The organism is Streptomyces sp. NPDC006798, from assembly GCF_040635975.1.
Taxonomy (GTDB): domain Bacteria; phylum Actinomycetota; class Actinomycetes; order Streptomycetales; family Streptomycetaceae; genus Streptomyces.
In genome coordinates this window covers 1-24,263 of record NZ_JBEYIS010000025.1, presented here as the reverse complement: position 1 = coordinate 24,263, position 24,263 = coordinate 1, and the positions used below count along the sequence as shown (strand labels likewise).

Below are 24,263 nucleotides of genomic sequence, written 5' to 3'. Positions count from 1 at the left end.
CGAAGTCGCTTCTCCGCGCTACCCAAGGGCCTCCTCCAGCACTCTTGAAACGTTTCAGTTGGCCAAATCCCGCTGGCGAAAGTCCGGTCTTCTTCGGAAGTGTTGTTGCATCCGGCACCTTCTCTTACCATCGGGCGCCGTCGGGCCGCGAAAGGCGTGGGCGCGACGGGGTAGAGGGGGAGAGACGATGATCGAGGGGTATGCCGGGCGCGAGAGCGTCACGGCGGGCGAGGAGCTGGCGCTCCATGTGTCGACCGATGCCACAGCCTTCCGGGTCCGGTTCTACCGGCTGGGGCGGGAGCTGGAGCTCCTGGCGGAGTCGGGGCCGTATCCGGGGGTGCTGAAGGCGCCGCCGCCGCATCCCGGGGGGATCGAGGGGTCGGCCTCGCCCTCGGAGGACTGGGACTTCCCGGAGTACCGGGTGCCGATCCCGGCCGACTGGCGGCCCGGGATCCATCTGGCCCAGCTGGTCGAGGAGGGGACGGCGGAGCCGGTGCCCCGGCTGGGCGACGGCGACATCGAGGGGTTCGCGCGGGAGTTCTTCGTGGTGCGGCCCGCGCGTCCGGGGTCGTACGGCCGGATCCTGTACAAGAAGTCGACGTACACCCGGCACGCCTACAACCGGGGCGACAACGAGGGGATCCCCCGGGACGCCAGCCTGTACGACAATCCGGTCTACGGCACCGGCGGCGACGGGCTGCCCCGGGGGCACCGGCTGAGTCTGCGCCGGGCCGGCGGGGTGATCGACCTCGCCTGGTGGGACGCGCCGTTCATCGCCTGGCTGGAGCGGTCGGGCTATGCCGTCGAGTACTGCACGGACCTCGATCTGCACCGGGACCCGGGGCTGCTCGCCCCGTACGACCTGCTGCTGAGCGTCGGTCACGACGAGTACTGGAGTACGGCGATGCGCGACCACACGGACGCGTTTCTGCGCTCGGGCGGCCATGTCGCGTTCCTCAGCGCCAACACCTGCTGGTGGCGGGTGCATCCGGTCGAGGACGACACGGCCTTCGTCTCCGACACCGACCACCATGTGGACGGGGTGTTCCCCCATCTGCCCGCGACGGACCTGTGGTGGGCGCCGCCGCCGGACGGGGTGGGCAGGCCGGAGAACGCGATGACCGGCGTCAGCTTCCGCAACGGCGGGATGTGGCCCGGCGACTGGCCCGGGGACCGGCCCCTGGTGGGCTACCGGGTCCAGCACGCCGGCCACTGGGTCTTCGAGGGCACCGGACTGCGGGACGGTTCGGACGGCGGCCCGGCGGATTTCCTGGGCGCCGGGACGCCGCTGATCGGATACGAGTGCGACGGCGCGGCCTTCGCGTACGACGAGCGGGGGGTGGCCCGCGCGACCGGCGCGGACGGCACCCCCGGCTCGTTCCTGATCCTCGGTCTGTACGAGCTGGATCCGGTCAACGAGGACGTCACCACCATGAAGTGGGGGCACTGGAACTGTCCGGTCCGGGAGCCGGAGCGGACCGGCCCCCGGGCCGCCACCATGGGCGTCCACACGGTGCCCGGCGGTGGAACGGTCTTCACCGCCGGGACGACCGACTGGCCGGTGGTGTGCGGCCGGGAGGAGGATCCGGGCGTGGTCCGGGTCACCCGTAATGTCCTGGACCGGCTGTCCGTACGCCGGGGGGTTCCGTCAGCCGGATGAGTTCGTCCAGTCCGGCGATCCGGGTGGCGCCCGCCGGGAGCGGCGGGGCGTCGCCCACCACCGCCCGGTCGGGGCGGTACAGATGGGCGGCCCGCATGCCCTGGCCCAGCGGGCCGATGACATCGGGCTCCCACATGTCGCCGACGAAGAGGGTCCGGCCGGGGGCCGCCCCGCCCGCCTCGATCGCGGCCCGGTAGATCAGCGGATGCGGTTTGCGCACCCCGGCCCGCGCCGAGCCGATGGCGGCGTCGACCACCTCGGCCAGTCCCACCCCGGCGACGGCCCGGTCCAGGTCCCAGTACCAGTTGGAGCACAGGACGATCCGGATGCCCCGCTCGCGCAGGGCGGCGAGCGGGGCCACGGCGTCGGCGTACCGCTCCAGGACGAAGGACTTGGTGGCCCGGTCCAGTTCGGCGGCGACCTCCGCCGCCAGTCCGGCCGGGACCCCCCGGTCGAGGGCCCGCCGCCGCAGCCGGTCCACCTCCCACGCCCGGTAGACCGCCTCGGAGACGGAGTGCTCCCGGTGGTCCTCGCCGTCCCCCGGGCCGGTCGACCACTGGTCGCCCCAGCGGTCGGCGGCCTCGTGCAGGCCCCGGCCGCGCAGCACGGAGTCATGGCTGGGCGGCAGGGGCGGCACCATGCGGACGAGCGTGCCGTAGAAGTCGAGGACGACCGCCTCGACCGGGCCGCCGGGGTCGCCGGGGCGGGGCGGGTCCGGCAGTACCCCCGTACCGTCCGGTGCCGCGCCGTCCCGTCGTACCGCCGCGTCCTTGGTGTCCTCGGCAGGCCGGTCCCCGTCGCCGGGATCCGCCGGCCCGTCCGTCCGCACGGTGCCCATGGGTCAGTACCGCCCGTGCCGGCGCGGGAAGTAGTCCTCGCAGTCGCCGTCGCGCTCGATGTCGACGGTGGCGCAGTGGAGTCCGCCGCCGAACGGGCCGACGGCCCGGAACGGCACCGGCACGATCTCGAAGCCGTATCCGGCCAGCTGCTCCGAGAGCGCCACCTCCTTCTCCTCGACGCAGAGCGTGTTGGCGTCGAGGTTGAGCATGTTCCCGGCCAGCCACGGCGAGCAGAAGGAGAGCTTCGGCGGGTGGTCCCAGCTCGCGGGCTGGACCGCCTCGATGATCTCCCAGTCGTTGAGCTTGAAGAAGTCCATCAGCTCGGGGTCGGCCAGCCGCTCGCCGCAGTGCAGCACCAGTCCGGGCCGCAGCGGGACCCAGGTGGCGTCGATGTGCAGCGGATGGGTGTTGGTGGAGGTGACGTGGTGCACCCGGTGGTCCGGGAAGTGCCGCTTCAGCCAGTCGAAGCCGCTGCGGTTGGTGACGAAGGAGAGCTGGACGAAGAGGTCCTTGCCGAACCGGGCCACATCGGCCGCGTCGAACAGGGGCTCCTCCTCGGTGAGCACCAGCTCGTACTCCCGGACCTTGGCGAGCTGGACCTCGGTCGGCAGCTCGTTGTACGTGTCCCAGAAGTCGGTGCGGTAGCTGGCGTCGGTGAGCCGGGGCTTGGGCGCGGCCTCCCAGCGCATCCGGGGGTCGGCCTTGAACAGGTCCTGGAGCAGGGGCCGGTAGGCCAGGTACTCGTACCAGCGGCTGCGGTACGACATGGTGGCTTCCAGCACCTCGTTGCCGACCGTCAGCAGCAGATCGCGCGGCGGCATACAGCCCGACATGGTCTCCTGCGTCCAGTCCGGGGTGGAGACGGTCTGGTTGAAGTCCAGCGGGGTCGGGCGGTCCACCCGGATGCCCCGCCCGGTCAGCATGGCGGCGAAGTTGTCGAGCTGCTCATTGGCCTCGGCGGTCATGTCCTCGGGCATGGGGCCGTAGGTCCCGAGGGGGAAGCCGTCCTCGGGGAAGTCCCGGCGGACGGCGGGCTCGGGAGCCTGGACCACCGCCGCGTCGGCTCTGCCGACGATGACATGACGCAGCGGGTCCCAGCCGTTCCACGCGTTGACCCGAACGGGACGTGCGCTGGATTCGCCGGTGGTCGTGCCGTGCTCAGTCACGGGTCACCCTTCGATAGGTGAAGCGGAGAGTCGATGTGGTGCGCGATGCGCGCGGGACGGGTACGTGGCGTCGTCGGACGTACCCGGAAGGCCGCGAGCCGGTCGCGGAGATCACGGGAGATCATGAGAAAAATGAGCCAGCGGACATGCCATCGTCAAGGCACCCCGGACCGGCATCCCCCTCATTCACGCCATTCCGACACGCGTTCGGGAAGGGGTTCGGCGCGGGTCACCCCCCGGTTCCCTTAGCGGCAAAGGCCAGGGCAACGCAGGAACATTTCAAAATACCGTAAACGATCCTGGCCAAAAAGCGCTCCCAGGGTGGTCCGGCGCACTTTGGTGGGTAGATAGGTGCCCGGTTCGGCCACGATCTCCAATGCGCGAATCCTCGAAAGGGGGACCGTCATGCGACGGCCTCGTTCCCGTACCGTCGTCCGTACCTCGGGCGCCCTGCTGCTGGCGCTCGCCGTCACCGCCTGCGACTCCGGCGGATCCGGCGGATCCGCGGGCGGCGGCGGCGACTCCGGCGAGCTGACGGTCTGGCTCACCATCGACGCCCGCGAGAGCTGGCCTGATCTCATCACCGAGACCAACAAGCGGTTCGCCGAGCGATATCCGGACGCCAAGGTCAAGGTCCAGTACCAGCAGTGGACCAGCAAGAACCAGAAGATCGACGCCGCAATCGCCGGACGCGACGTACCAGACGTCGTGGAGATGGGCAATAGCGAAGTCACCAACTACATCATCAATGGCGCGTTCATCCCGGTGGACGAGCGGAAATTCGATCATTCCAAGGACTGGCTGCCGGCCCTCTCGGACGCGTGTCGACTCGACGGGAAGATCTACTGTGTGCCCTACTACGCGGGCGCGAGAATCGGTATCTACCGCACCGATCTGCTGAAACAGATCGGGGTCGCGAAACCGCCGGCGACCTATCCCGAGTTACTGACGGTTCTGGACAAGCTGAAGGCGAAGTTCCACTCCAAGGACAAGAACTTCTCCACGTTCCATATGCCGGGACGGTACTGGTTCGCGGCGATGGCCTATGTCAAGGACGTGGGCGGCGAGATGGCCGTCAAGGAGGACGGCCGCTGGCGGGGCGCGCTCTCCGACCCGAAGTCCGTCGAGGGCCTGAAGCTCTGGAAGAAGTTCCTCGACGACTACTACGTGGGCGACCGGTCGAAGGACAACAGCGACGAACCGGGGGTCGTCGGCCAGGGCAAGACCGGCATGTTCTACGGCAACACCTGGGAGGCCAACGCCGCCGCCGACCCGCGCGCGGGCGGCAACCCGGCGATGAAGGGCAAGTTCGACACCTTCGTCTTCCCCGGCCCGTCCGGGAAGCCGCTGCCGCCCTTCCTCGGCGGCTCCCTGCTCGCCGTCCCGGTCAAGTCCGACAAGCAGACCATGGCCCAGGAGTGGATCCGGCTCTTCACCGACAAGCAGTCGCAGCGGACCCTGATCAAGGCCGAGACACTGCCCAACAACACGGTGCAGCTCAAGGAGGTCCCCACCGACGGGATCAACGCCCCCGCCGCCGTGGCCGCGACCCGGGGCTGGGTCACCCCGCTCGCCCCCGGCTGGACGGCCGTGGAGAAGTCCAATGTCCTCCCGGAGATGCTCCAGGCCATCGCGACCGACAAGAAGTCGGTCGAACAGGCGACGAAGGACGCGGACCGGGCCATCGACGCGGTGATCAACGACAACTGACGCGTACACCCCCCGGTACCGCCCCGTCTCCCGGCACCGCGCCTCCCCCCGCCCCGGACGGGTCCGCGCCACGCCGCCCGCGTCCTCCCCCGCCGGCCCCGCACCGGTTCCGCGCCCCGCCGCGCGGCCGGTGCGGGTGCCGCGCGGCGCGGCGCGCCGGACCCGCCCGGACCCGCCCGGACCCGGCGGGCCGGAAGGATCGGAGCCGGGGGGCCGCCCGCCGCCGCGCCCGACCCACGGAGGAGACCCCCCCGCATGGCGACCGCCGACCCACCGAGCCCCGCCCGGGCCCCGTTACGCCCCCGCCCGGCGGGAACCCGGCCGGCCGGGCCCGCCGAAGCCCCGCCGCCCCCCGGCCCCGGCCCCGGCCGGGCCAGGACCCTGCGCCGCCGGGCGGTGCCGTATCTGCTGATCGCCCCGGCCGTCCTGGCCCTCGCCGGGGTCCTGGGCTATCCGCTGGTCGAACTCTTCCTGCTGTCGTTCCAGGACATGACCCGGCGGGAGCTGTTCGCCGGGACCCAGCCGCCCTGGGTCGGCCTCGACCAGTACCGGACCGTCCTCACGGACGACTTCTTCTGGCTGGTCGTCGGCCGGACCGCCCTCTTCACCCTGGTCTGCACCGTGGCGACGATGGCGGTCGCGATGCTCGTGGCGCTGCTGCTGCGCCGGGTCTCACCGTGGATCCGGCTGCTGACGGGCGCGGTGCTGGTGGCGGTCTGGGCGATGCCGGTGATGGTCGCGGCGGCCGTCTTCCGCTGGCTGACGGATCCGGAATTCGGGGTCGCCAACTGGCTGCTGGGACTGCTGCCCGGAGTCTCCTTCGAGCGGCACAACTGGTTCGAGGACCCCTGGCAGGGGTTCGCCGTGATCGCCGCCGTCACCATCTGGGGCTCGCTGCCGTTCGCGACGATCACCCTCCAGGCGGCGCTCACCCAGGTACCGCCGGAGCTGGAGGAGGCCGCGGAGTGCGACGGGGCCGAGGGCGCCCTGGTCTTCCGCCATGTCGTCTTCCCGGTGATCCGGCCCGCGTTCGTCATGGTCACATCGCTCACCGCGATCTGGACCTTCGGGGTCTTCAACCAGATCTGGCTGATGCGCTCCGGCACCCCGGAGAAGGAGTACTACCTGCTCGGCGTGCACTCCTTCATCGAGTCGTTCGCCGTCAACCGCTACAGCACGGCCGCGGCGATCGCGGTGATCACCGTACTGCTGCTGCTCGGCGGTGCCGTGGTCTACGTACGCCAGCTGGTGAGAATGGGAGAGACCGAGTGAGCACCGACCGCAGTGTCCGTCCCTCCCCCGAACGCCCGGCCCCCGGCCGGACCGGTCCCGCCGAGGTACGAACCCCGGCCTCCCGGTCCGTACTCCGCCGGTCCTCGGCCCGCCGGCCGAACCGGTCCCGCCGGGCGCGCTCCCGCCGGGCGAACGTCCTGACCCTGGTGTTCTGCGCGGTGATGGCGTTCCCGGTCTACTGGATGCTGCTGACGGCGCTGCGGCCCCCGGCGGAGATCCGGCGGAACCCGCCCCGGCTCTGGCCGAGCGGGCTGACCCTGGAGAACTTCCGGCGGGCGATGGAGTCGGACACGTTCTGGTCCAGTGTCCGGGCCAGTGCCCTGATCGGTGCGGGGACCGTACTGATCTCCCTGGTGATCGGCGTACTGGCGGCGTACGCGGTGGCCCGGTTCGTCTTCCTGGGGCGCCGGGTCTTCGTCCTGGCGATCCTCTGCGTCCAGATGATCCCGCTGGCCGGACTGATCATCCCCCTCTATCTGCTGCTCAGCGACGCCGGTCTGACGGACAGTCTGACCGGTGTGGTGCTGACCTATCTGGTCTTCATGCTGCCGTTCACGGTCTGGCTGCTGCGCGGCTTCGTGGTCGCCGTCCCGGCCGAACTGGAGGAGGCGGCCATGGTGGACGGGTGTACCAGGGCCGGGGCGTTCCGGCGGGTACTGCTGCCGCTGCTGGCCCCCGGCCTGGTCGCGACCTCCGTCTACTCCCTGGTCCAGGCGTGGAACGAGTACGTCCTCGCCTATGTGCTGCTCTCCAGCGACGACAAGCAGACCGTCTCCATCTGGCTGGTGTCGTTCCAGACCACCTTCGGTACGGATTACGGCGCGCTGATGGCGGGCGCCACCCTGACCGCCCTGCCCGTCGTCGTCTTCTTCATGATCGTGCAGCGGCGGGTGGCGAGCGGTCTCGCGGCGGGCGCCGTCAAGGGATGACCGGTCGCGGACCACCCGTACGCCCCCGCCTCCCGACCCCTCACGGCCCCTCCCGATCCGGCCCCGATCCCTCCCGACCACCCCTGCCCCGGAAGACCCGCGGTCCGCCGCGCCGGGGGCGCCCGCCGGCGCCCCCGGTGGACGCGGTACGGCCGGGCCCTCGCACCGCGTCCGGTCACCGACCGGCATCCGAGACCGCCACCGATCGCGGCTCCCCACCGCGGTCACGTGTCAACGCCGTCAGTGCCGACGGCGGCGGCTCCCCCACGCCTTCCCCGGTAACACAGCCGTCCCGGCCGTCCGCCGACGGATGGCCGCACGGCTCCGACCAGCAGGAGAACTACCGTGACCTCCGACCGTCTCGATCTGGTGTCCAAGCTCTACCAGCCGTCCGGCTGGCCGCGCGTCCTCGAAGTGGCGAGCGGTAAACGCTCCACCAGTCCGCTGGTGGTGGACCTCGACCCGACCACCTTCTGCGATCTGGCCTGCCCCGAGTGCATCAGCGGCAAGCTGCTCAACCAGGGCCGCTTCACCCCCGAACGGCTCGCGGAACTCGCCGACGAACTGGTCGCCATGAAGGTCCGCGGCGTGGTCCTGATCGGCGGCGGCGAGCCGCTGGCCCATCGCGGCACCCGCAAGGTGCTCCAGACCCTCGGCGAGGCGGGCATCGCCATCGGGGTCGTCACCAACGGCACCATGATCCAGCAGAACCTCCGCGAACTGGCCCGCTACGCCTCCTGGGTCCGGGTGTCGATGGACTCCGGATCAGCCGACACATACGGCGTCTTCCGCCCGGACCGCAAGGGGCGGAGCGTCTTCGACAAGGTGATCGCCAATATGCGGCTGCTGGCCGCGGAGAAGGAGGGTGCCCTCGGTTACTCGTACCTCATCATGACCAGGCGGCAGCCGGACGGCACGACCGTCAGCAACCACCACGAGGTGCTTCAGGCGGCCCGGCTGGCGAAGGACATCGGCTGCGACTACTTCGAGTCCAAGGCCATGTTCGACGACGGCCACCACGTCATCCAGCTCCCGGACGAGATACTCGGCTCGGTCGAGGAGCAGCTCCGCCAGGCGCGGCTGCTCGCCGACGACGACTTCGAGATCATCGACTCGTCGACCCTGACATCGCTGCGGAACCGGGTCGGCGCGATCCAGCCCAAGGACTACCACCGCTGCCCGGTGGCGGAGCTGAGGACGCTGATCACCCCGTCCGGGGTGTACGTCTGCTCCTACCACCGGGGCAATCCGCTGGCGAAGATCGGTGACGCGGTCACCGAACCGCTGCCGGAGATCTGGGCCAACGCCGACCGGGGGATCGTCGATCCCAGCCGGGACTGCCGGTTCCACTGCGCCCGCCACCGCTCCAACCTCGAACTCCACAAGATCGGGGCGGGAGCGGCGACGGCCGAACCGGTCGAGGACTACGACCCGTTCATCTGATCCGCGGAGCCCCGGGGGCGGGTCACGCCCGCCCCCGCGGCCGGTCCGTCCGACGCCCGGGTGGGAATCACCCGGGCGTCGGGGTGTGCGGTACGGATCGCCTCGCGCAGCGCCGCCGCGGTCCCGGCGGTCTCCGCCGTGCGGCAGAGGCCGACCAGGGCGCCGCCGCCGCCCGCTCCGCTGAGCTTGAACAACAGACCGGTGGCGGCCAGCGCCGTGGCCCGCAGTTCCTCCAGGACCGGGGTGGACATCCCCTGCTGGTCGCGCATGGTGATGTGGGCCCGGTCCATGGCCTCGGCGAGCGCGCCGAGGTCTTCGGCGCCGATCGCCGACCAGGCGGCGGCGGAGGCCGCGTCGGCCTCCTTCAGATAGCGGGCCAGGGCGGGGTCGCCGTCCCTGAGCTGGGCGCGGACCGTCCGGATGTGGTCGCCGGTGTCCTTGCGCTGCGCCGAGTCGAGGACCAGGACGGTCCAGCCGGCGGGGAAGCGGGCCCGGTCCCGTACGGCGGGCAGACCGGTGGGGCGCCCGTCGAGCAGCAGGGCACCGCCCTCGATGACGGCGAGGTGGTCCATTCCGCCGCCGTTGAAGTGGGCGAACTCGAACTCGTAGGCCCATTGGGCGAGTACGGCCGAATCGACCGTGTCCGGGTCGGGGGCGCAGGCGTCGGCGTAGGCCCGGAAGAGGCCCACGATCAGGGCGGTCGACGAGGAGAGTCCGCTGGCGGCGGGCGCGTCGCTGCGGACGGAGACGGCGGGCGGCCGCGGCGGCAGCCCGGCGATCCGCTGCCGGAGGAACTCCCAGACCTGGCCGGCCCAGTCGTCCGACGGCGGCGGGGGCGGCCCGGGGACGACGGCGACCTCGGTGGTCAGATCGAGGGCGAGACTGACGCTCCGGCCGCCCAGCCAGTCGAGGTCCTCGCCGGACAGACAGGCCCGGCACGGTACGACGGCGCGCGCTGCGGGCCGTAAGACCCCGCCGGGCGCTTCGGCCGGTGTCGCGGCCGGGGGGTTCACGGATCCGGTCACCGGGCCTGGAACCTTCCGGTGTCGAGGAACGCCCGGTGCATCTCCAGCACCGCGGCGGTGGCCCGGTAGAGCGGCGCGGGCGGCTCGTCGGGGTGGTGCCAGGCGGTACGGGTCACCTCGTCGGGGCTCGGTGACAGCTCGCCGCTCCAGGTCGTGGCGGCGAAGAGCAGGGCGAAGCAGTGCATCACATCCCCGTGGGGGTAGGTGAGGGTGTGCAGCTCCGGGTCGGAGAGGGAGCCGAAGGGCACCAGGTCCTCCCGGCGGACCAGCAGTCCGGTCTCCTCCTTGAGTTCGCGGACCGCGGCGTCGGCGAAGTCGCCGCCCTCCTCGCAGGCCCCGGCCGGGATCTCCCAGAGTCCGTTGTCGGCGCGCTGCTGGAAGAGCACCCGGCCGTCCGGGTCGGTGAGCAGGACCTGGGCGCCGGGGACGAGCAGCAGTCTGCTGCCCACCGACTGTCTGAGCTGCCAGACATATGAACCGATATAACCCACCTGGGGCGTTCCTTTCCTGGTGGCGGCGGTGGCCGCCGCGATCACACCTGCTCCGTCAGCCAGGCGGGCACCGCGTCCGGGGTGTCGTTCAGCCAGCGGACGTACCGGTCGACACCCTCGCGCACGGTGATGCCGGGGGTCCAGCGCAGCAGCCCGGCCAGCCGGTCGGTGGCGGCGTAGCCGCCGAGCGGGTCGTCGGCGGGGCGGGGGGTGGTGACGAACCGGGCGCCCGGGTAGTGCGGGGCGATCAGTTCGGCGACCTCCCGGACGGAGGTGGGGATGCCGGAGCCCACGTTGACGGTCTCGCCGGCCACCCCGTCCTCGACCAGGGCGAGGGCGGTCGCGGCGGCGATGTCGTCGACATGGACCAGGTCGCGGACCTGGACGCCGCCGCCGTTGAGCCGCATCGGAAGCCCGGCCCTGGCGTGCATGGCGAGCCAGGCGACCATCCAGGAGTGGCTGCCGGGCTTGGGGGTCTGCGGATCGCCGTAGACGGAGAAGTACCGCAGGATGGCGTAGTCGGTTCCGGTACCGGCCAGCAGCAGCCGGGTCTGGTGCTCGCCCCAGAGCTTGGAGTTGGCGTAGACCGACAGCGGGTGGGGCGTCTGGTCCTCGGTGAACCGCTGAAACCCTTCGAGGGGCGCGGTCCCGTTGCCGTAGACGGCGGCGGACGAGACGAAGACGAGCCGTCCCACCCCGGCGGCGACGGCCTCCTCCAGGACGTTCTCGGTCCCGGCGACATTGGCCGCGAAGGCGATGTCGGGGCGGCGGGTGCAGGCGGCGACGTCCGCGAAGGCCGCCGCGTGGACCAGCAGATCGGCCCCGGCCAGGACCCGGCGGACGGCGTCCCGGTCGCCGACGTCGCCGACGACCAGCTCGGCGCCCTGCCGCCGGGCGCCGAACATCTCGTGGACGGGGCCGGGGTAGGCGTCCATCCGGTCCAGGACGGTGACCTCGGCGTCAACGCTCCGCAGCAGCCGGGTGAGCCTGCTGCCGACCAGTCCGCCGCCGCCGGTGATCACGATCCGGGAGCCGCGGAGCTTCTCCAGCCGGGCGGTGACCGAATTCCCGGGCGCCGCTCCCGCCGTTTCCGGTGTTCCCGCCGTTTCCGGCGCCCCCTCGGCGCTGTTCCCCGTACCGTTCGCCGTTTCCGTCCGCACTGCTTCCTCCGGTGCCCCGTTGGCCGATCCGCCGTTCACCCGCGAAAGACCCGTCCCGTCGTTGCGTTCCGTCACATCGTTCGTGCCCGACATGCAGACTCCTCATGGCGATACGCCGGTGGTGAATCGTGTACAGACAGCATGACGATCTTCAACGGCCGGAACCAGGGCGCCTTTTTGGCACTCTTGCGGCCCGGGAAAGCGGCACCGTACTGTCCGGATCCGTATGCGGCCCCCGATGATTCCTTCGACATTATTCGGCCAGTACGGCGGGAAATCGCGGGAATCCGTGCCGGACCGACGAGTAACCGGTGGGGCGGGGGTCGGCGGACCGGACCCGGAAAGGGCCGGAAAACGGAGTGCGGAGTGGGTACCGAGTGAGAGCGCAGGCAGCGCAAGTACGGAGGTTCCGGTGACGCCCTATCGGCTCAGCGGTGTGGTGATGACCCATCCCAAGCGGCTCGCGGCGGCCGAGCGGCTGGCCGGTTCGGCGCCCCCGGGGAAGCTGCGGGTCGTGATGGACCCCGATCCCGGGGGCCGCCCCTCGGTCCTGCGGACGGCGCTCGCGGCCTGGTCCGCGATCGACGACGACGCCACCCACCACCTGGTGCTCCAGGACGACATGGTGCTGTCGGAGTCGTTCTTCGAGCGGGTCTCGGCGGCGATCACGGCGATGCCGGACGCGGCGCTGGCGCTCTTCGCCCTCTGGGATTCCCGCAATGGCGCTGCGGTGCGTTTCGGGGCGCTGGCCGGGGCGCGCTGGACGCCGGTGGTCAACGAGTACTTCCCGTGTGTGGCGATCGTCCTGCCGAGGGCCGTGGCGGCCGGGTTCGTGGAATACGGCCGGGCCCGGCTGGACTCCTGGCCGGACGACATCCTGATGTACCGCTATCTGCGGGACGCCGGGGTCCCGGGCTATGCGGCGGTGCCCAGTCTGGTGGAGCACGAGGATCTGGGGAGTATCGCCGGCAACGCCTTCAGAGGACCCCGGCGTTCCGTTTGTTTTCTGCCCGGGGACCGGCCGGGCGCCGAAGGTGTCCGGATGCCGGGACCGCGTGTCGCGCCGTTCTTCAAGAACGGGGTGGCGCGGTGTGCCGTACGGCTGGAAGGGCCCGGTCCCGAGCGATGGCTGCATCTTGAATGCGAGTCATTTCTGGAGGGCTCGGGAATTCCGGTAGAAAGACTGGATTCGGCCATGCTGGGATTGACCGAAGTCGCCGACCGGGAGGCGGTACGGGGCACCTGGCTCACCGCGTTCACCCTCGGCCTCGTCCACCGGCGCGAGGGCCGGGGCGGCGATCCCGACCCGGCGCGCGATCCGGTGCTGGCGGAGGCGCTGGCGACGATCGGCCCCGGCGGGATCAGTCACCGCTGTTCGGAGGAGCAGATCGCGACGGTACGGGCGGCGCTGGCCGAGGTCGCGGGGGCGGGGCTGGCGGCCGGGCTCGCGGCCGGGGAGCCCCGTCCGGCCCGCCGCTCGGCGACGGCCGGCGGCCCCGCGGACGCCCCGGCGGCGGAGGCGAATGCCCCGGAGACGGCCCCGGCGGTGGGTCTTACGGGCGCGGCGAGCCCACTGGGCGAGCACATCGCCCGGGGCCTCGCGGACCAGGGGTTCACGGTCACCCCGGCCGGGCCGGGCGACCGGGGCCCGTACCGGGGGCTGGATGCGCTGATCGACCTCCGCCCGCTGTACGGCGGCGAACGGGACCCGGCCGCCGTGGTGCTCCGACTGCTGGACCGGGCGACGGGCGCGGTCCGCGGGGTCCGCACCCTGTACACGGGCGATCTGTACGGACCGGGCTGCCCGCGCGATTCGGTGATCGGCCGGCTGGTCTGGGACGCGCTGCGCTATCAGCCGCTGGTGGTGCCGGAGTCGGCGGCGGACGGGCCGCGCCCGGTCCGGCCGCTGCATACGGCCGATCTGGCCGAGGCGCTGGCGCACGCGGTCACCGCTCCCCCGGCGGAGTCCGCCGTCCTGCTGCCCGGCGGGGCGCCGATCGGCGTCCGCGAACTGGCCGGACTGATCCGGGAGTCGGTCCGGCCGGTACCGCTGGAGACCGTGGCCGCCCTGCCGCGCCGGGGCACCGGGCGCCCGGGGCCCGTACCGGACCGTCCCCGGCTCCCGGGGTGGAAGCCGGTCCGTGAAGTGCGCCGGGGGCTGCACGACTTCGCGCAGTGGCTGGCGTACGAGGGCATCCGGTACGCGCCCGTGTGACGGCCGGGCGGTGAGCGGTGAGCGGCGGGCTGCCGCGAGGGCCCGGCGCCGGGGGGTCTCCGGCGCCGGGCCCGGTGGCCGCCCCCGTGCCGGGTGTGCGGCCCGGTGCGGGGGCGGTCGCGGTCCGGCCCCCGGGGACAGGGGGCCGGAGCGCCCCGGGCCGGACACGGGACCGGCCGGGGCGGATCGGGGTACGAGCCCGGTCAGGGCAATCGGACCGGGGCGGCGGTCAGGCCCGGTTACGGGCCCGCATCCGGGTCACCGCCAGCGCGCCGCCGCCGAGTCCGAGCAGTACGGCCGCGCCGCCCGCCAGATAGAGGGTGGTGGCGCTGCCGCCGGTCTCGGCCAGGTTCTCGGTCGGCTCGTCGCCGGTCTGGGGCTTCACCCCGGGCTTCTCGGCCTTGGGCTCCTCCTTCTTGGGCTCCTCCGGCTTCGCCGCCGCCTTCTTCGGTGTCTCGCAGGTCGCCCGGACGAGCGTGACGGTGCCGTCGACCTCGGCGACGTTCAGCTTCAGCGGATTGACGCTCACCTTCAGTTCGAGGGCGGTGGCGGCCGCGGTCCTGGAGGTGGTCTCGGTCCGGGACAGATCGAGGCCGACCTCGCCGACGCCGGGCACCGTGATCCGGGTCCGGCCCTCGGCGCTCAGCGTCACCTTCTGGCCGAGGATCCGTACCGTGCCGAGGAGGTTCGACTCGGCCACCGGCTTCGCGCCGACCGCGCACCGGGCCTCGGACGTGACCTGCTCGACCTCCACGAGCGAGAGCAGCGGCAGCCCGGGGACGTGCACCCTGGCACGGGCCAGGTTGGCGTAGCCCACGGCCTCGTCGGCCTCGGCGGTGGCGCGGGAGGTGGCGACGTCCGCCCGCAGCATGGAGAAGGGCTTCCCCTGGCCGACCCCGTCCAGCCGGACGGACAACGCGGTCTCCTCGGCGCTCGCCGGGGCCGTCACCTCGTTCAGCGACGCCCGCAGCGGTACGTGGACGGACTTGTCGAGCAGGGATACGTCGAGCCCGGCGCGGAGGACGACCGCACTCGCCCGGCCCTTCGCGTCGCCTCCCGCGGCGTGCGCGGGACCGGCCAGCGCGACGGGGGTCGCGGCGAGGGCGACGGCGGCCGTGAAGGCGGCGCAGCGGCGAGCGGGCATGCGAAAGGTAGTGCTGTTCACGATGGTGGAACCCCCACAGGAGTAACGACGTCGCAGACATCGGACCGCGGGGACACGCGGCCGACGGCGATCGGGACGCCCTCATCTTTACGCACTGAGAGTGAACTGACGGATACCAGGCGTCAGTTCACCCCAAAGAGGGGTTTCCGTCTCTACGTTCGATCCGACCCGGTACAGGCGTTCCCGGACGTCCCTCCTGTGGCGGGCGCGCGGCCGGTCCGGGGTGGTCGCGGGGGCGTACGGGGGCGGTGCCGCGTCGTCTGCGGAAAGGGGTTCAACGACCGGGTACGGCCGGATGTCACGCCCGGTCAACCCGGCGCACCGGCCGCCCGGACCGCCGGGTCCCGGCTCGGGGAACCGGATGACGGGTTACGGATTACGGGCCTACGGCTCCGGGCCCGGCCTCCCGGCTCCGGCCCGGTGCCGCCGTCCGCCCACCCGTCCGCCCACCCGTCCGCCCGCCTGTCCGGGCGTCCGCCCACCCGTCCGCCCGTCGGTCCGCCCGCCCGCACCGGTTCCGCTACGCGGTTCAGCCGACGATGCGGCCGTTGAGCACCACGCGCCGGGGCGCGGCCAGGGCCCGGACGTCGGCCCGGGGGTCCTCCCCGTAGACCACCAGATCGGCGGGGGCGCCCTCGGTGAGCGCCGGGCGGCCGAGCCAGGCACGGGCGCCCCAGGTGGTCGCGGAGAGCGCGGCGAGCGGCGGGATCCCGGCCTTGACCAGTTCGGCGACCTCGGCGGCGACCAGGCCGTGGGCGAGCGATCCGCCGGCGTCGGTGCCGACGAAGACCGGGACGCCCGCGTCGTAGGCGTTGCGCACGGTCTCGTACCGCCGGGCGTGGAGCCGTCGCATATGGCCGGACCAGACGGGGAACTTGGCCTCGCCGCCGTCGGCCAGCGCCGGGAAGGTCGCGATGTTGACCAGGGTGGGGACGATGGCGACCCCGCGTTCGGCGAAGAGGGGGATGGTGTCGTCGGTCAGCCCGGTGGCGTGTTCGACGCAGTCGATACCCGCCTCGGCGAGATCGCGCAGCGAGTCCTCGGCGAAGCAGTGCGCGGTGACCCGGGCGCCCAGCCGGTGGGCCTCGGCGATGGCCGCCTCGACGGCGTCGCGCGGCCAGCAGGCGGTGAGGTCCCCGGCCGCGCGGTCGATCCAGTCGCCGACGAGCTTCACCCAGCCGTCGCCGCGCCGGGCCTCGCGGGCGACGTACTCGACCAGGTCGGCGGGTTCGATCTCATGGGCGTAGTTGCGGATGTAGCGGCGGGTGCGGGCGATGTGCCGCCCGGCCCGGATGATCTTCGGCAGGTCCTCGCGGTCGTCGATCCAGCGGGTGTCGGCGGCCGAACCGGCGTCCCTGATCAGCAGGGTGCCCGCGTTCCGGTCGGTGAGCGCCTGCTTCTCACTGGTCGCGTCGTCCACGGCGCCGTGGGCGTCGAGGCCGACATGGCAGTGCGCGTCGACCAGTCCGGGCAGCGCCCAGCCGGTCACGGTCGCGGTGGGTTCGGCGGCGGGCCGGTCGTAGCTGACGCGGCCGCCGACGACCCACAGCTCGTCCCGGACGTCGTCCGGGCCGACGAGCACCCGCCCCTTCACATGCAGCACCGTGTGATCGCTCATAGCGGCACTGTACGAGGGGGACGGCGGCGCCACGAGGGGCCCGCGGGGCCGGTCCGGAGGGGGCGGGCGGCCCGGGTCGGGCCCGGCTACCCTCGTCCGGGCGGCCGGAACACCCCGGCCTGAACCGAACTGTCCGAAGTACGAGTCCGAAGTCCGAAGAAGGCATCCACCGTGACACATCCGTTTCTGGACCTCCCCCCGCTGACCGCCGCCCGGTTCGCGGCCATCGAGCGGCGGGTCGCCGCCCTCCTCGACACCGAGCAGGACGTGGTGATCACCCAGGGCGAGGCGCTGCTGCCGCTGGAGGGCTGCATCCGCTCCGGCGCCCGGCCCGGTTCGACGGCGCTGAACGTGGTCACGGGTCCGTACGGCCAGACCTTCGGGAACTGGCTGCGGGACTGCGGGGCCGAGGTCGTCGATCTGGAGGTGCCGTTCCATACGGCGGTCACCGCCGAGCAGGTGGAACGCGCCCTGGCGGAGCGGCCGGAGATCGACTTCGTCTCGCTGGTGCACGCCGAGGCCGCGACCGGCAACACCAACCCCGTGGCGGAGATCGGCGAGGCCGTCCGGGCGCACGGCGCGCTGTTCATGCTGGACGCGGTGGCGTCGGTGGCGGCCGAGCCGCTGCTGCCGGACTCCTGGGGCGTCGATCTCTGCGTGATCGGCGCGCAGAAGGCGATGGGCGGCCCGGCCGGGGTCTCCGCGGTGTCGGTGAGCGCCCGGGCCTGGGAGCGGTTCGCGGCCAACCCGGCCGCGCCCCGGCGGTCGTATCTGTCCCTGCTCGACTGGAAGGAGCGGTGGATCGACGGCGGCCGGCGGACGCTGCCGCACGCGCCCGCGCAGCTGGAGATGCTGGCGCTGGAGGCGTGTGTGGAGCGGATCGGGAAGGACGGCCTGGACACGGTCGTGAACCGGCACGCGCGGGCCGCGGCGGCGACCCGGGCGGGCGCGGCGGTGCTCGGCGGCGGGATCGAGCCGTATGTGTACGAGGCGCGGGACGCGGCCCCGGTGGCGACGACGCTGCGGACGACGGGCGGGGTGGACGCGGCCGGCCTGGTGGCGGCGGCGCTGGCGGTCGATCCGTCGCTGCCGCTGGTCGCGGGCGGCGGGGCGCTGGCCGGGGAGATGATCCGGGTCAACCACTACGGGGCGGACGCCACGGCGGACGCGGTGCTGTCGTCGCTGTCGGCGGTCGGGGCGGCGCTGGCCGCCTCGGGTACGGCTCCGGCGCCGGTCGACCAGACGGCGGCCCGGCGGGCGGCGCTGGCCGCCTGGGGATAGCCTCCCCGGCACCGCCCCGAACCGGCCCGGACCGGCCCGGACCGGCCCGAGAATCCCTTCCGGGCCACCCCTACCGGGGCCTCGGAAAAACAATTCCAGAGACACCGCAAAGCAAACGGGAAGCTGATTCCATCATATTTAATGATGGCAGCTTCCCGTTTTCTTCTGCCCGGCTTCCAGGGCCCTAAACGCTAAAGTTCCGTCAGGGTGAATCGGTCCTCCAGACGTGTGACCGACTCCACAATCGAAGCATTTCGCGGCTTATATCCCGTGCAAACACGGGCATATCGCTGCATCGCCCGGAGTGACCTCGCGCCCGCGCGATAGCACATCGGCGTCATTCACCCAACCCGTCCCGACCATGCATTCATGGAATGCGATGGGTAAGTTGAATCGACATGAACGCCGCGCAGGACAACCTGGTACGAACCGATTCCCGCCGTGAATTCACCGTCATGGAAACCCCCACCGTCGAGGACGGGGCCGCGATCTGGCGTATCGCCCGCGACTCCGAGGTGCTGGACCTCAACTCCTCGTACAGCTATCTGCTGTGGTGCCGCGACTTCGCCGCCACATCGCTGGTCGCCAGGGGGCCCGGCGGGGAGCCGATCGCCTTCGTCACCGGTTACGCCCGCCCCGAGCGGCCCGAGGCGCTGGTGGTCTGGCAGATCGCCGTCGACCGGGAGCACCGGGGCCGGGGCCTCGCGGGCGCCCTGCTGGACGCGCTGACCGCCCGGGTCTCCGCCGACCTCGGCATCCGGGAGATCGAGACCACCGTCACCCCCGGAAACACCGCGTCCGACCGGCTGTTCACCGCCTACGCGGCCCGCCACGGCGCCCGGCTGGAGCGGACCGTCCTCTTCGACGGAGGGCTGTTCCCGGCCGGGGCGGACCACGAGCCGGAGGTGCTGTACCGGATCGGCCCCCTCACCGGCTGACCCTCCGCCCGCCCCCTTCGCACCCCTCTTCCCCGGCGCCTCCGCTCCGCCTCCGTTCGCCGTACGCCGCCCGGCCCAGGGCGGCGGCCCACCCCTCGGGAGACCGCAGTGACCATCACCCCGCCCGCCCTCAGCGTCTTCGAGACCCTCGAATCGGAGGTGCGCAGCTACTGCCGCGGCTGGCCCGCCGTCTTCGACCGGGCCCAGGGCAGCCGTCTCACCGATGAGGACGGGCACTCCTACCTGGACTTCTTCGCCGGGGCCGGGTCCCTCAACTACGGCCACAACAACCCCGTACTGAAACGAGCCCTGCTCGACTATCTGGAACGGGACGGCATCACCCACGGCCTCGACATGGCGACCACGGCCAAGCGGAGCTTCCTGGAGACGTTCGAGAACCTGGTCCTGCGGCCGCGCGACATGCCGCACAAGGTGATGTTCCCCGGCCCGACCGGCACCAACGCGGTGGAGGCGGCGCTGAAGCTGGCCCGCAAGGTCAAGGGCCGGGAGTCGGTGGTCTCCTTCACCAACGCCTTCCACGGGATGTCGCTGGGCTCGCTCGCGGTCACCGGCAACGCCTTCAAACGCGCCGGGGCGGGTATCCCCCTGGTCCACGGCACGCCGATGCCGTTCGACAACTACTTCGACGGCACCGTCCCGGACTTCCTCTGGTTCGAGCGGCTGCTGGAGGACCAGGGCTCCGGGCTCAACAAGCCCGCGGCGGTGATCGTCGAGACCGTCCAGGGCGAAGGCGGCATCAATGTCGCCAGGCCCGAGTGGCTGCGGGCGCTCAAGGAGCTGTGCGAGCGGCGCGACATGCTGCTGATCGTCGACGACATCCAGATGGGCTGCGGCCGGACCGGGGGCTTCTTCTCCTTCGAGGAAGCGGGCATCGTCCCGGACATCATCACCCTCTCCAAGTCGATCAGCGGCTACGGACTCCCCATGTCCCTCTGCCTGTTCCTGCCGGAGCTGGACATCTGGGAGCCGGGCGAGCACAACGGCACCTTCCGCGGCAACAACCCGGCGTTCGTCACGGCCACGGCGGCGCTGCGGACCTACTGGGCCGACGGCGAGCTGGAGAAGCAGACCGCCCGGCGCGGCGAGCAGATCGAGCAGTCGCTGCTGGCGCTGGCGGGCGAGAGCGACGACCCCGGCTTCTCCTTCCGGGGCCGCGGCCTGGTCTGGGGTCTCGAATTCCCGGACACGGACCGGGCGTCGGCGATCTGCGCCCGCGCCTTCGAGCTGGGGCTGCTGCTGGAGACCTCCGGGCCCGAGGGCGAGGTCGTGAAGCTGCTGCCGCCGCTCACCGTCTCGCCCGACGAACTCGACGAGGGGCTGCGGGTACTGGCCCGGGCCGTCCGCGAGACCGCCGCGGGCGCCTGACCCGGCCCGCGTCCCGAACCCCGCACCGAAACCGACAGAGGTGACAGCAGCGTGATCGTCCGATCGCTCGCCGAGATCGAGAACACCGAGCGCCATGTGAAAGCGGCCTCCGGCACCTGGGAGAGCAAGCGGCTGGTGCTGGCCCGGGAGAAGGTCGGCTTCTCCTTCCACGAGACCGTGCTGTACGCGGGCACGGAGACGACGATGTGGTACGCGAACCATGTCGAGGCGGTGCTCTGCGTCGAGGGCAGCGCCGAACTGACGGACCACGAGACCGGCAAGGTCCATCCGATCGAGCCGGGCACGATGTATCTGCTCGACGGGCACGAGCGCCATACGCTCCGCGCCCTGACCGACTTCCGCTGTGTCTGTGTCTTCAACCCCCCGGTGACCGGCCGGGAGGACCACGACGAGAACGGCGTCTACCCCCTGATCACCGAGGAGGACTGAATCATGGCCATCGCCACCGGCACCGGGCTGCGCAACGACCTCTATCCGTCCCGCGGCGGGACGGAGGTGATGACACCGCGCCGGGACCCCGTCGTCTGGTCCGCGCCCGGCGCGCCGGGACCGCTGCTCCCGGCCGAGCTGGCCTCGTACGAACGCGACGGCTTCATCCCGGTCGAGGACCAGATCACCGATGACGAGGTGGCCCTCTACCGGACCGAGATGGAGCGGCTGATCGCCGATCCGGCGATCCGGGCCGACGAGCGGGCGATCGTCGAGCCGAAGTCCGAGAAGGTCCGTTCGATCTTCGAGGTGCACAAGCTGAGCAGCGTCTTCGACGCCCTGGTCCGGGACGAGCGGGTGGTGGGCCGGGCCCGCCAGATCCTCGGTTCGGACGTCTATGTCCACCAGTCGAGGATCAATGTGAAGCCGGGCTTCGGGGCCTCCGGCTTCTACTGGCACTCGGACTTCGAGACCTGGCACGCCGAGGACGGAATGCCCCATATGCGGGCCGTCTCGGTCTCGATCGCCCTGACCGAGAACCGGGACACCAACGGCGGGCTGATGATCATGCCCGGCTCGCACCGCACCTTCCTGGGCTGTGCGGGCGAGACACCCGCCGACAACTACAAGCGGTCGTTGCGGATGCAGGTGGCCGGGACGCCGTCGGACGCGGCGCTGACCGGGCTGGCCGACGAGCACGGCATCCGGCTCTTCACCGGCCGGGCCGGTTCGGCGACCTGGTTCGACTGCAACTGCATGCACGGCTCCGGGGACAACATCACCCCGTACGCCCGCAGCAATGTCTTCATCGTCTTCAACAGTGTGGAGAACGCGGCCGAGGAGCCGTTCGCGGCGCCCGTCCGGCGGCCGGAGTTCATCGGGGCGCGGGACTTCACCCCGGTCAGGCCCGGCTGAGGTCCCGGGGCCACCGGCACCCGGACCGGCACCCGGGATCGGGACGCGGACATCGGGACGCGGGAATCGGGACGCGGGAATCGGAACCCGGGCGGAGGTACGCGTCAGGGGGCGGGCCCGGCGGTGAGAACCGCCGGGCCCGCCCCCGTTCCGTACGGGGCCGTTCGCGGCGCTGTCCCCGACCCCGCGAACGGCCCCGTACGGAGGTCCGGCCCGCTCCCCCGCGACGGACCGGGTCACCCCGTCCGCTCAGACGGTCTGCAGTACGGGGTAGTCGGTGAAGCCCCGCTCGCCGCCGCCGAAGAAGGTGGCCGGGTCGGGGGTGTTGTACGGGCCGCCGGTCCGCAGCCGCTCCGGCAGATCGGGGTTGGCGAGGAAGAGGGCGCCGTACGCGACCAGGTCGGCGGTGCCGTCCTCGACGAGCGCCAGCCGCTCGGCCGGACCCTGCTCGTGCGGGGTGTTGAGGATCAGATGCCCGGAGAACTCCCGGCGCAGCTCGCGGGTGAGCGGGCGGAGCCCGGGCGTCGCCTCCAGCAGATGCAGATAGGCGATACCGATCGGGTCGATCGCCCGGACCAGCGCCGCGTAGACCCCGTCCGGCTCCGGCTCGGCCATGTCGTTGACCGGGTTGGCCGGGGAGATCCGCAGTCCGACCCGGTCGGCGCCGATGGCGTCCGCGACGGCCCGGGTGACGGTGACGGCGAACCGGATCCGGTTCTCCTCCGAGCCGCCCCACTCGTCGGTCCGCAGATTGGTGTTGGGCGCCAGGAACTGGTGGATCAGATAGCCGTTGGCACCGTGCAGCTCGATCCCGTCGAAGCCCGCGGCCACGGCGTTCCGGGCGGCGGAGACGTACTCGTCGACGGTCGCGCGGATCGCGTCGGGGGTCAGCTCGCGCGGCTCGGTGAAGTCCTTCATGCCCTCCTTGGTGAAGAGCTGTCCCGCCGGGGTGACCGGGGAGGGCCCGACCGGGCGCAGCTCGCCGGGGAGCAGATCGGGGTGGCCGATCCGGCCGGAGTGCATCAGCTGGGCGAAGATCGTGCCGCCCCGGGCGTGCACCGCGTCGGTGACCTCGCGCCAGCCGGCGATCTGCTCGTCGCTGTGGAGCCCGGGGGTGTCGGGGTAGCCCTGGCCGCCGATGGAGGGCTGAACGCCCTCCGTGACGATCAGCCCGGCGGAGGCCCGCTGGGCGTAGTACTCGGCCATCGTCTCGGTGGGCGAGAGTCCGGGGCCGTACGCCCGGGAGCGCGTCATGGGGGCCATGGCGATCCGGTTGGCGAGACGGCGTCCGGCGAGATCGAGGGATTCGAAGGCGAGGGACATCGGAGGCTCCACATTCATGGTCGACCAAGTAAAATTAACGTGTGGCCGACCAAGGAAATCGGCCCGGCGCCCACTGTAGCGCATTCTTTGGCCGACCAAGGTAAAATTCCGGTGAGGTAATCGGGAGACACTGGAAGCCGCGGACGCGAGACTGACGCGACAAGACGAGACGCGGCACGTGCCGACACCTGTGAGGAGGGTCCGATGACGACCGAGGCCGAGCCCGGGTTCCGGGCGGGAACGGCGGGCGCTCCGGCGACGGGGGCGTCGGCGTCGGCGTCGTACGGCACGACGGCGTACGACCCGGCGGCGTCCCCGGACACCTGCCCGGGCGACGCGGCCGGGACGCCGTGCGAGACGGAGGCCCCGGTCGGCAACGGCTGTACCGGCGGGCCCGCGCCCGCGCCCGGTATGTGCGACGAGAAGGCGCCCGCGTCGTTCGCGGTGGCCCGGATCGCCCGGCTGCACCGGATGGCGAGCGGCAAGTCCCTGCGGGCGCTCGGCCTCTACCCCGGCCAGGAGTACGTGATGATCCAGCTGTGGATCATGGGGGCGTCGCGCCAGGCCGATCTGATCAAGGCCGCCGATCTCGACCCGTCCACGGTCACCAAGATGCTCCAGCGCCTCGAACAGGCCGGACACGTCCGCCGCAAGCCCGACCCGGCCGACCGGCGCGCGGTCCTGGTCGAGGCCACCGAGGCGAGTACCGAACTGCGGACCGCCGTCGAGGCGCATCTGACCGAGCTGGAGGAGCAGCTCCTCACCGGCCTCGACGAGGACGAGCGGCGGGAGCTGCTGCGGCTGCTGGCCAAGACCGAGCTGAACCTGTGCCGGACCGCCGGGGAGTGCGCGCCCGAGTAGGCGCGCCCGGCGGGGCCGGGTGATCAGCGGGCGACGGCCGGCCGCGGCGGGCGCCCCTGGCCAGGCCGTGTCGTCAAATTCGCCGTCCGCCCGCAGGGCGGGGCCCGCGGCGTCCGGTGCGTGCAGATTCGCGACGGCGGTGGGGGTCCCCCCGGCGAAGCCGGGGGGCGGTTTCCCCCGTACCGGACGTACTGGGGAAATCCCGGCAACGCCGGGGGCACCTCCCGGGCCCGAAGGGCTACGGGGGAGATTGTGCGTGCCGGGCGTCGCGGGCCAGGCGGGGAATTCGACGACCCGGCCTAGGGCGTGTCTGACGGATCAGGCTGGATCAGCGAGCGGGGTCTGGTGCCGTGGATCGCAAGGCGGAGGAGGGAGTCCACGCGGTGGGGGTACGC

20 protein-coding genes are annotated in these 24,263 nt (G+C 72.1%); 12 read left to right on the top strand and 8 right to left on the bottom strand.

Translation table 11 applies throughout. The features are described 5' to 3' along the window. Positions 1-187 precede the first annotated feature (187 nt). The gene (locus ABZ714_RS18700) at positions 188-1,660 is read left to right on the top strand and encodes a N,N-dimethylformamidase beta subunit family domain-containing protein (protein WP_358826345.1); all 1,473 of its coding nucleotides are present in this window, start codon (positions 188-190) and stop codon (positions 1,658-1,660) included. Here ABZ714_RS18700 and ABZ714_RS18695 read toward each other — a convergent pair. After that, complete coding sequence (locus ABZ714_RS18695; protein ID WP_358826344.1) at positions 1,602-2,498, bottom strand: HAD family hydrolase; 897 nt, start codon at positions 2,496-2,498, stop codon at positions 1,602-1,604. The two genes, ABZ714_RS18700 and ABZ714_RS18695, sit on opposite strands and share 59 nt — an antisense overlap. A gap of 3 nt (positions 2,499-2,501) precedes the next feature. After that, the gene (locus ABZ714_RS18690) at positions 2,502-3,665 is read right to left on the bottom strand and encodes a serine/threonine protein kinase (protein ID WP_358826343.1); all 1,164 of its coding nucleotides are present in this window, start codon (positions 3,663-3,665) and stop codon (positions 2,502-2,504) included. Positions 3,666-4,070: 405 nt separating this feature from the next. Between ABZ714_RS18690 and ABZ714_RS18685 the strand changes: the two genes are divergently transcribed. From ABZ714_RS18685 to ABZ714_RS18670, 4 genes are all read left to right on the top strand, one after another. Continuing rightward, positions 4,071-5,375 (top strand): extracellular solute-binding protein, encoded by a 1,305-nt coding sequence (locus ABZ714_RS18685; RefSeq protein WP_358826342.1) that lies wholly within the window; start codon positions 4,071-4,073, stop codon positions 5,373-5,375. A gap of 255 nt (positions 5,376-5,630) precedes the next feature. Beyond that, the gene (locus ABZ714_RS18680; RefSeq protein ID WP_358826341.1) at positions 5,631-6,647 is read left to right on the top strand and encodes a sugar ABC transporter permease; all 1,017 of its coding nucleotides are present in this window, start codon (positions 5,631-5,633) and stop codon (positions 6,645-6,647) included. Further along, entirely contained in the window at positions 6,644-7,597 is a 954-nt protein-coding gene (locus ABZ714_RS18675) for a carbohydrate ABC transporter permease (protein WP_358826340.1), read from the top strand. The genes ABZ714_RS18680 and ABZ714_RS18675 overlap by 4 nt, the downstream gene beginning before the upstream one ends. A gap of 345 nt (positions 7,598-7,942) precedes the next feature. Continuing rightward, on the top strand, positions 7,943-9,040 hold the full coding sequence (locus tag ABZ714_RS18670) for a radical SAM protein (RefSeq protein ID WP_358826339.1): 1,098 nt from the start codon (positions 7,943-7,945) through the stop codon (positions 9,038-9,040). On the opposite strand, the gene ABZ714_RS18665 is transcribed toward ABZ714_RS18670, so the two are convergent. Genes ABZ714_RS18665 through ABZ714_RS18655 form a run of 3 tightly spaced genes read right to left on the bottom strand, consistent with a single transcriptional unit; the run spans position 9,022 to position 11,809 of the window. Next, on the bottom strand, positions 9,022-10,065 hold the full coding sequence (locus ABZ714_RS18665; RefSeq protein WP_358826338.1) for a galactokinase: 1,044 nt from the start codon (positions 10,063-10,065) through the stop codon (positions 9,022-9,024). The genes ABZ714_RS18670 and ABZ714_RS18665 overlap by 19 nt on opposite strands. Next, the gene (locus ABZ714_RS18660) at positions 10,062-10,601 is read right to left on the bottom strand and encodes an NUDIX domain-containing protein (protein ID WP_358826337.1); all 540 of its coding nucleotides are present in this window, start codon (positions 10,599-10,601) and stop codon (positions 10,062-10,064) included. Before ABZ714_RS18660 ends, ABZ714_RS18665 begins: the two co-directional genes overlap by 4 nt. After that, the gene (locus ABZ714_RS18655; protein ID WP_358826336.1) at positions 10,598-11,809 is read right to left on the bottom strand and encodes an NAD(P)-dependent oxidoreductase; all 1,212 of its coding nucleotides are present in this window, start codon (positions 11,807-11,809) and stop codon (positions 10,598-10,600) included. Before ABZ714_RS18655 ends, ABZ714_RS18660 begins: the two co-directional genes overlap by 4 nt. A gap of 319 nt (positions 11,810-12,128) precedes the next feature. On the opposite strand from ABZ714_RS18655, the gene ABZ714_RS18650 reads away from it, so the two are divergent. Next, complete coding sequence (locus ABZ714_RS18650) at positions 12,129-13,931, top strand: hypothetical protein (protein ID WP_358826335.1); 1,803 nt, start codon at positions 12,129-12,131, stop codon at positions 13,929-13,931. A 229-nt stretch (positions 13,932-14,160) separates the two neighbouring features. On the opposite strand, the gene ABZ714_RS18645 is transcribed toward ABZ714_RS18650, so the two are convergent. Then, entirely contained in the window at positions 14,161-15,075 is a 915-nt protein-coding gene (locus ABZ714_RS18645; RefSeq protein ID WP_358826334.1) for an SCO1860 family LAETG-anchored protein, read from the bottom strand. A gap of 550 nt (positions 15,076-15,625) precedes the next feature. Continuing rightward, on the bottom strand, positions 15,626-16,714 hold the full coding sequence (locus tag ABZ714_RS18640) for an amidohydrolase family protein (protein ID WP_358826333.1): 1,089 nt from the start codon (positions 16,712-16,714) through the stop codon (positions 15,626-15,628). 171 nt (positions 16,715-16,885) lie between these two features. Between ABZ714_RS18640 and ABZ714_RS18635 the strand changes: the two genes are divergently transcribed. The 5 genes from ABZ714_RS18635 (at position 16,886) to thpD (ending at position 21,684) form a co-directional block, all read left to right on the top strand. Continuing rightward, complete coding sequence (locus ABZ714_RS18635) at positions 16,886-17,995, top strand: aminotransferase class V-fold PLP-dependent enzyme (protein WP_358826332.1); 1,110 nt, start codon at positions 16,886-16,888, stop codon at positions 17,993-17,995. Between the two features lie 398 nt (positions 17,996-18,393). Next, positions 18,394-18,933, top strand: coding sequence for a diaminobutyrate acetyltransferase (gene ectA / locus ABZ714_RS18630; protein ID WP_358826331.1), 540 nt, complete (start codon positions 18,394-18,396; stop codon positions 18,931-18,933). A 108-nt stretch (positions 18,934-19,041) separates the two neighbouring features. After that, complete coding sequence (gene ectB / locus ABZ714_RS18625) at positions 19,042-20,319, top strand: diaminobutyrate--2-oxoglutarate transaminase (protein ID WP_358826330.1); 1,278 nt, start codon at positions 19,042-19,044, stop codon at positions 20,317-20,319. A 51-nt stretch (positions 20,320-20,370) separates the two neighbouring features. Then, entirely contained in the window at positions 20,371-20,769 is a 399-nt protein-coding gene (locus tag ABZ714_RS18620) for an ectoine synthase (RefSeq protein ID WP_358826329.1), read from the top strand. Between the two features lie 3 nt (positions 20,770-20,772). Next, entirely contained in the window at positions 20,773-21,684 is a 912-nt protein-coding gene (thpD, locus tag ABZ714_RS18615; RefSeq protein ID WP_358826328.1) for an ectoine hydroxylase, read from the top strand. Between the two features lie 249 nt (positions 21,685-21,933). On the opposite strand, the gene ABZ714_RS18610 is transcribed toward thpD, so the two are convergent. Continuing rightward, positions 21,934-23,007 carry an alkene reductase gene (locus ABZ714_RS18610; RefSeq protein WP_358826327.1) on the bottom strand — a complete coding sequence of 358 codons (1,074 nt, stop codon included), beginning with the start codon at positions 23,005-23,007 and terminating at the stop codon, positions 21,934-21,936. A 411-nt stretch (positions 23,008-23,418) separates the two neighbouring features. Here ABZ714_RS18610 and ABZ714_RS18605 point away from each other — a divergent pair, with 411 nt between their 5' ends. Next, entirely contained in the window at positions 23,419-23,868 is a 450-nt protein-coding gene (locus tag ABZ714_RS18605; RefSeq protein ID WP_358826416.1) for a MarR family winged helix-turn-helix transcriptional regulator, read from the top strand. Positions 23,869-24,263: the final 395 nt, after the last annotated feature.

Bases quoted from the DNA above. Each gene is read 5' to 3' on its own strand.
- ABZ714_RS18700 (WP_358826345.1), top strand. From the start codon at position 188: ATGATCGAGGGGTATGCCGGGCGCGAGAGCGTCACGGCGGGCGAGGAG.
- ABZ714_RS18695 (WP_358826344.1), bottom strand. From the start codon at position 2,498: ATGGGCACCGTGCGGACGGACGGGCCGGCGGATCCCGGCGACGGGGAC.
- ABZ714_RS18685 (WP_358826342.1), top strand. From the start codon at position 4,071: ATGCGACGGCCTCGTTCCCGTACCGTCGTCCGTACCTCGGGCGCCCTG.
- ABZ714_RS18680 (WP_358826341.1), top strand. From the start codon at position 5,631: ATGGCGACCGCCGACCCACCGAGCCCCGCCCGGGCCCCGTTACGCCCC.
- ABZ714_RS18655 (WP_358826336.1), bottom strand. From the start codon at position 11,809: ATGTCGGGCACGAACGATGTGACGGAACGCAACGACGGGACGGGTCTT.
- ABZ714_RS18645 (WP_358826334.1), bottom strand. From the start codon at position 15,075: ATGCCCGCTCGCCGCTGCGCCGCCTTCACGGCCGCCGTCGCCCTCGCC.
- ABZ714_RS18640 (WP_358826333.1), bottom strand. From the start codon at position 16,714: ATGAGCGATCACACGGTGCTGCATGTGAAGGGGCGGGTGCTCGTCGGC.
- ectA (WP_358826331.1), top strand. From the start codon at position 18,394: ATGAACGCCGCGCAGGACAACCTGGTACGAACCGATTCCCGCCGTGAA.
- thpD (WP_358826328.1), top strand. From the start codon at position 20,773: ATGGCCATCGCCACCGGCACCGGGCTGCGCAACGACCTCTATCCGTCC.
- ABZ714_RS18610 (WP_358826327.1), bottom strand. From the start codon at position 23,007: ATGTCCCTCGCCTTCGAATCCCTCGATCTCGCCGGACGCCGTCTCGCC.
- ABZ714_RS18605 (WP_358826416.1), top strand. From the start codon at position 23,419: ATGTGCGACGAGAAGGCGCCCGCGTCGTTCGCGGTGGCCCGGATCGCC.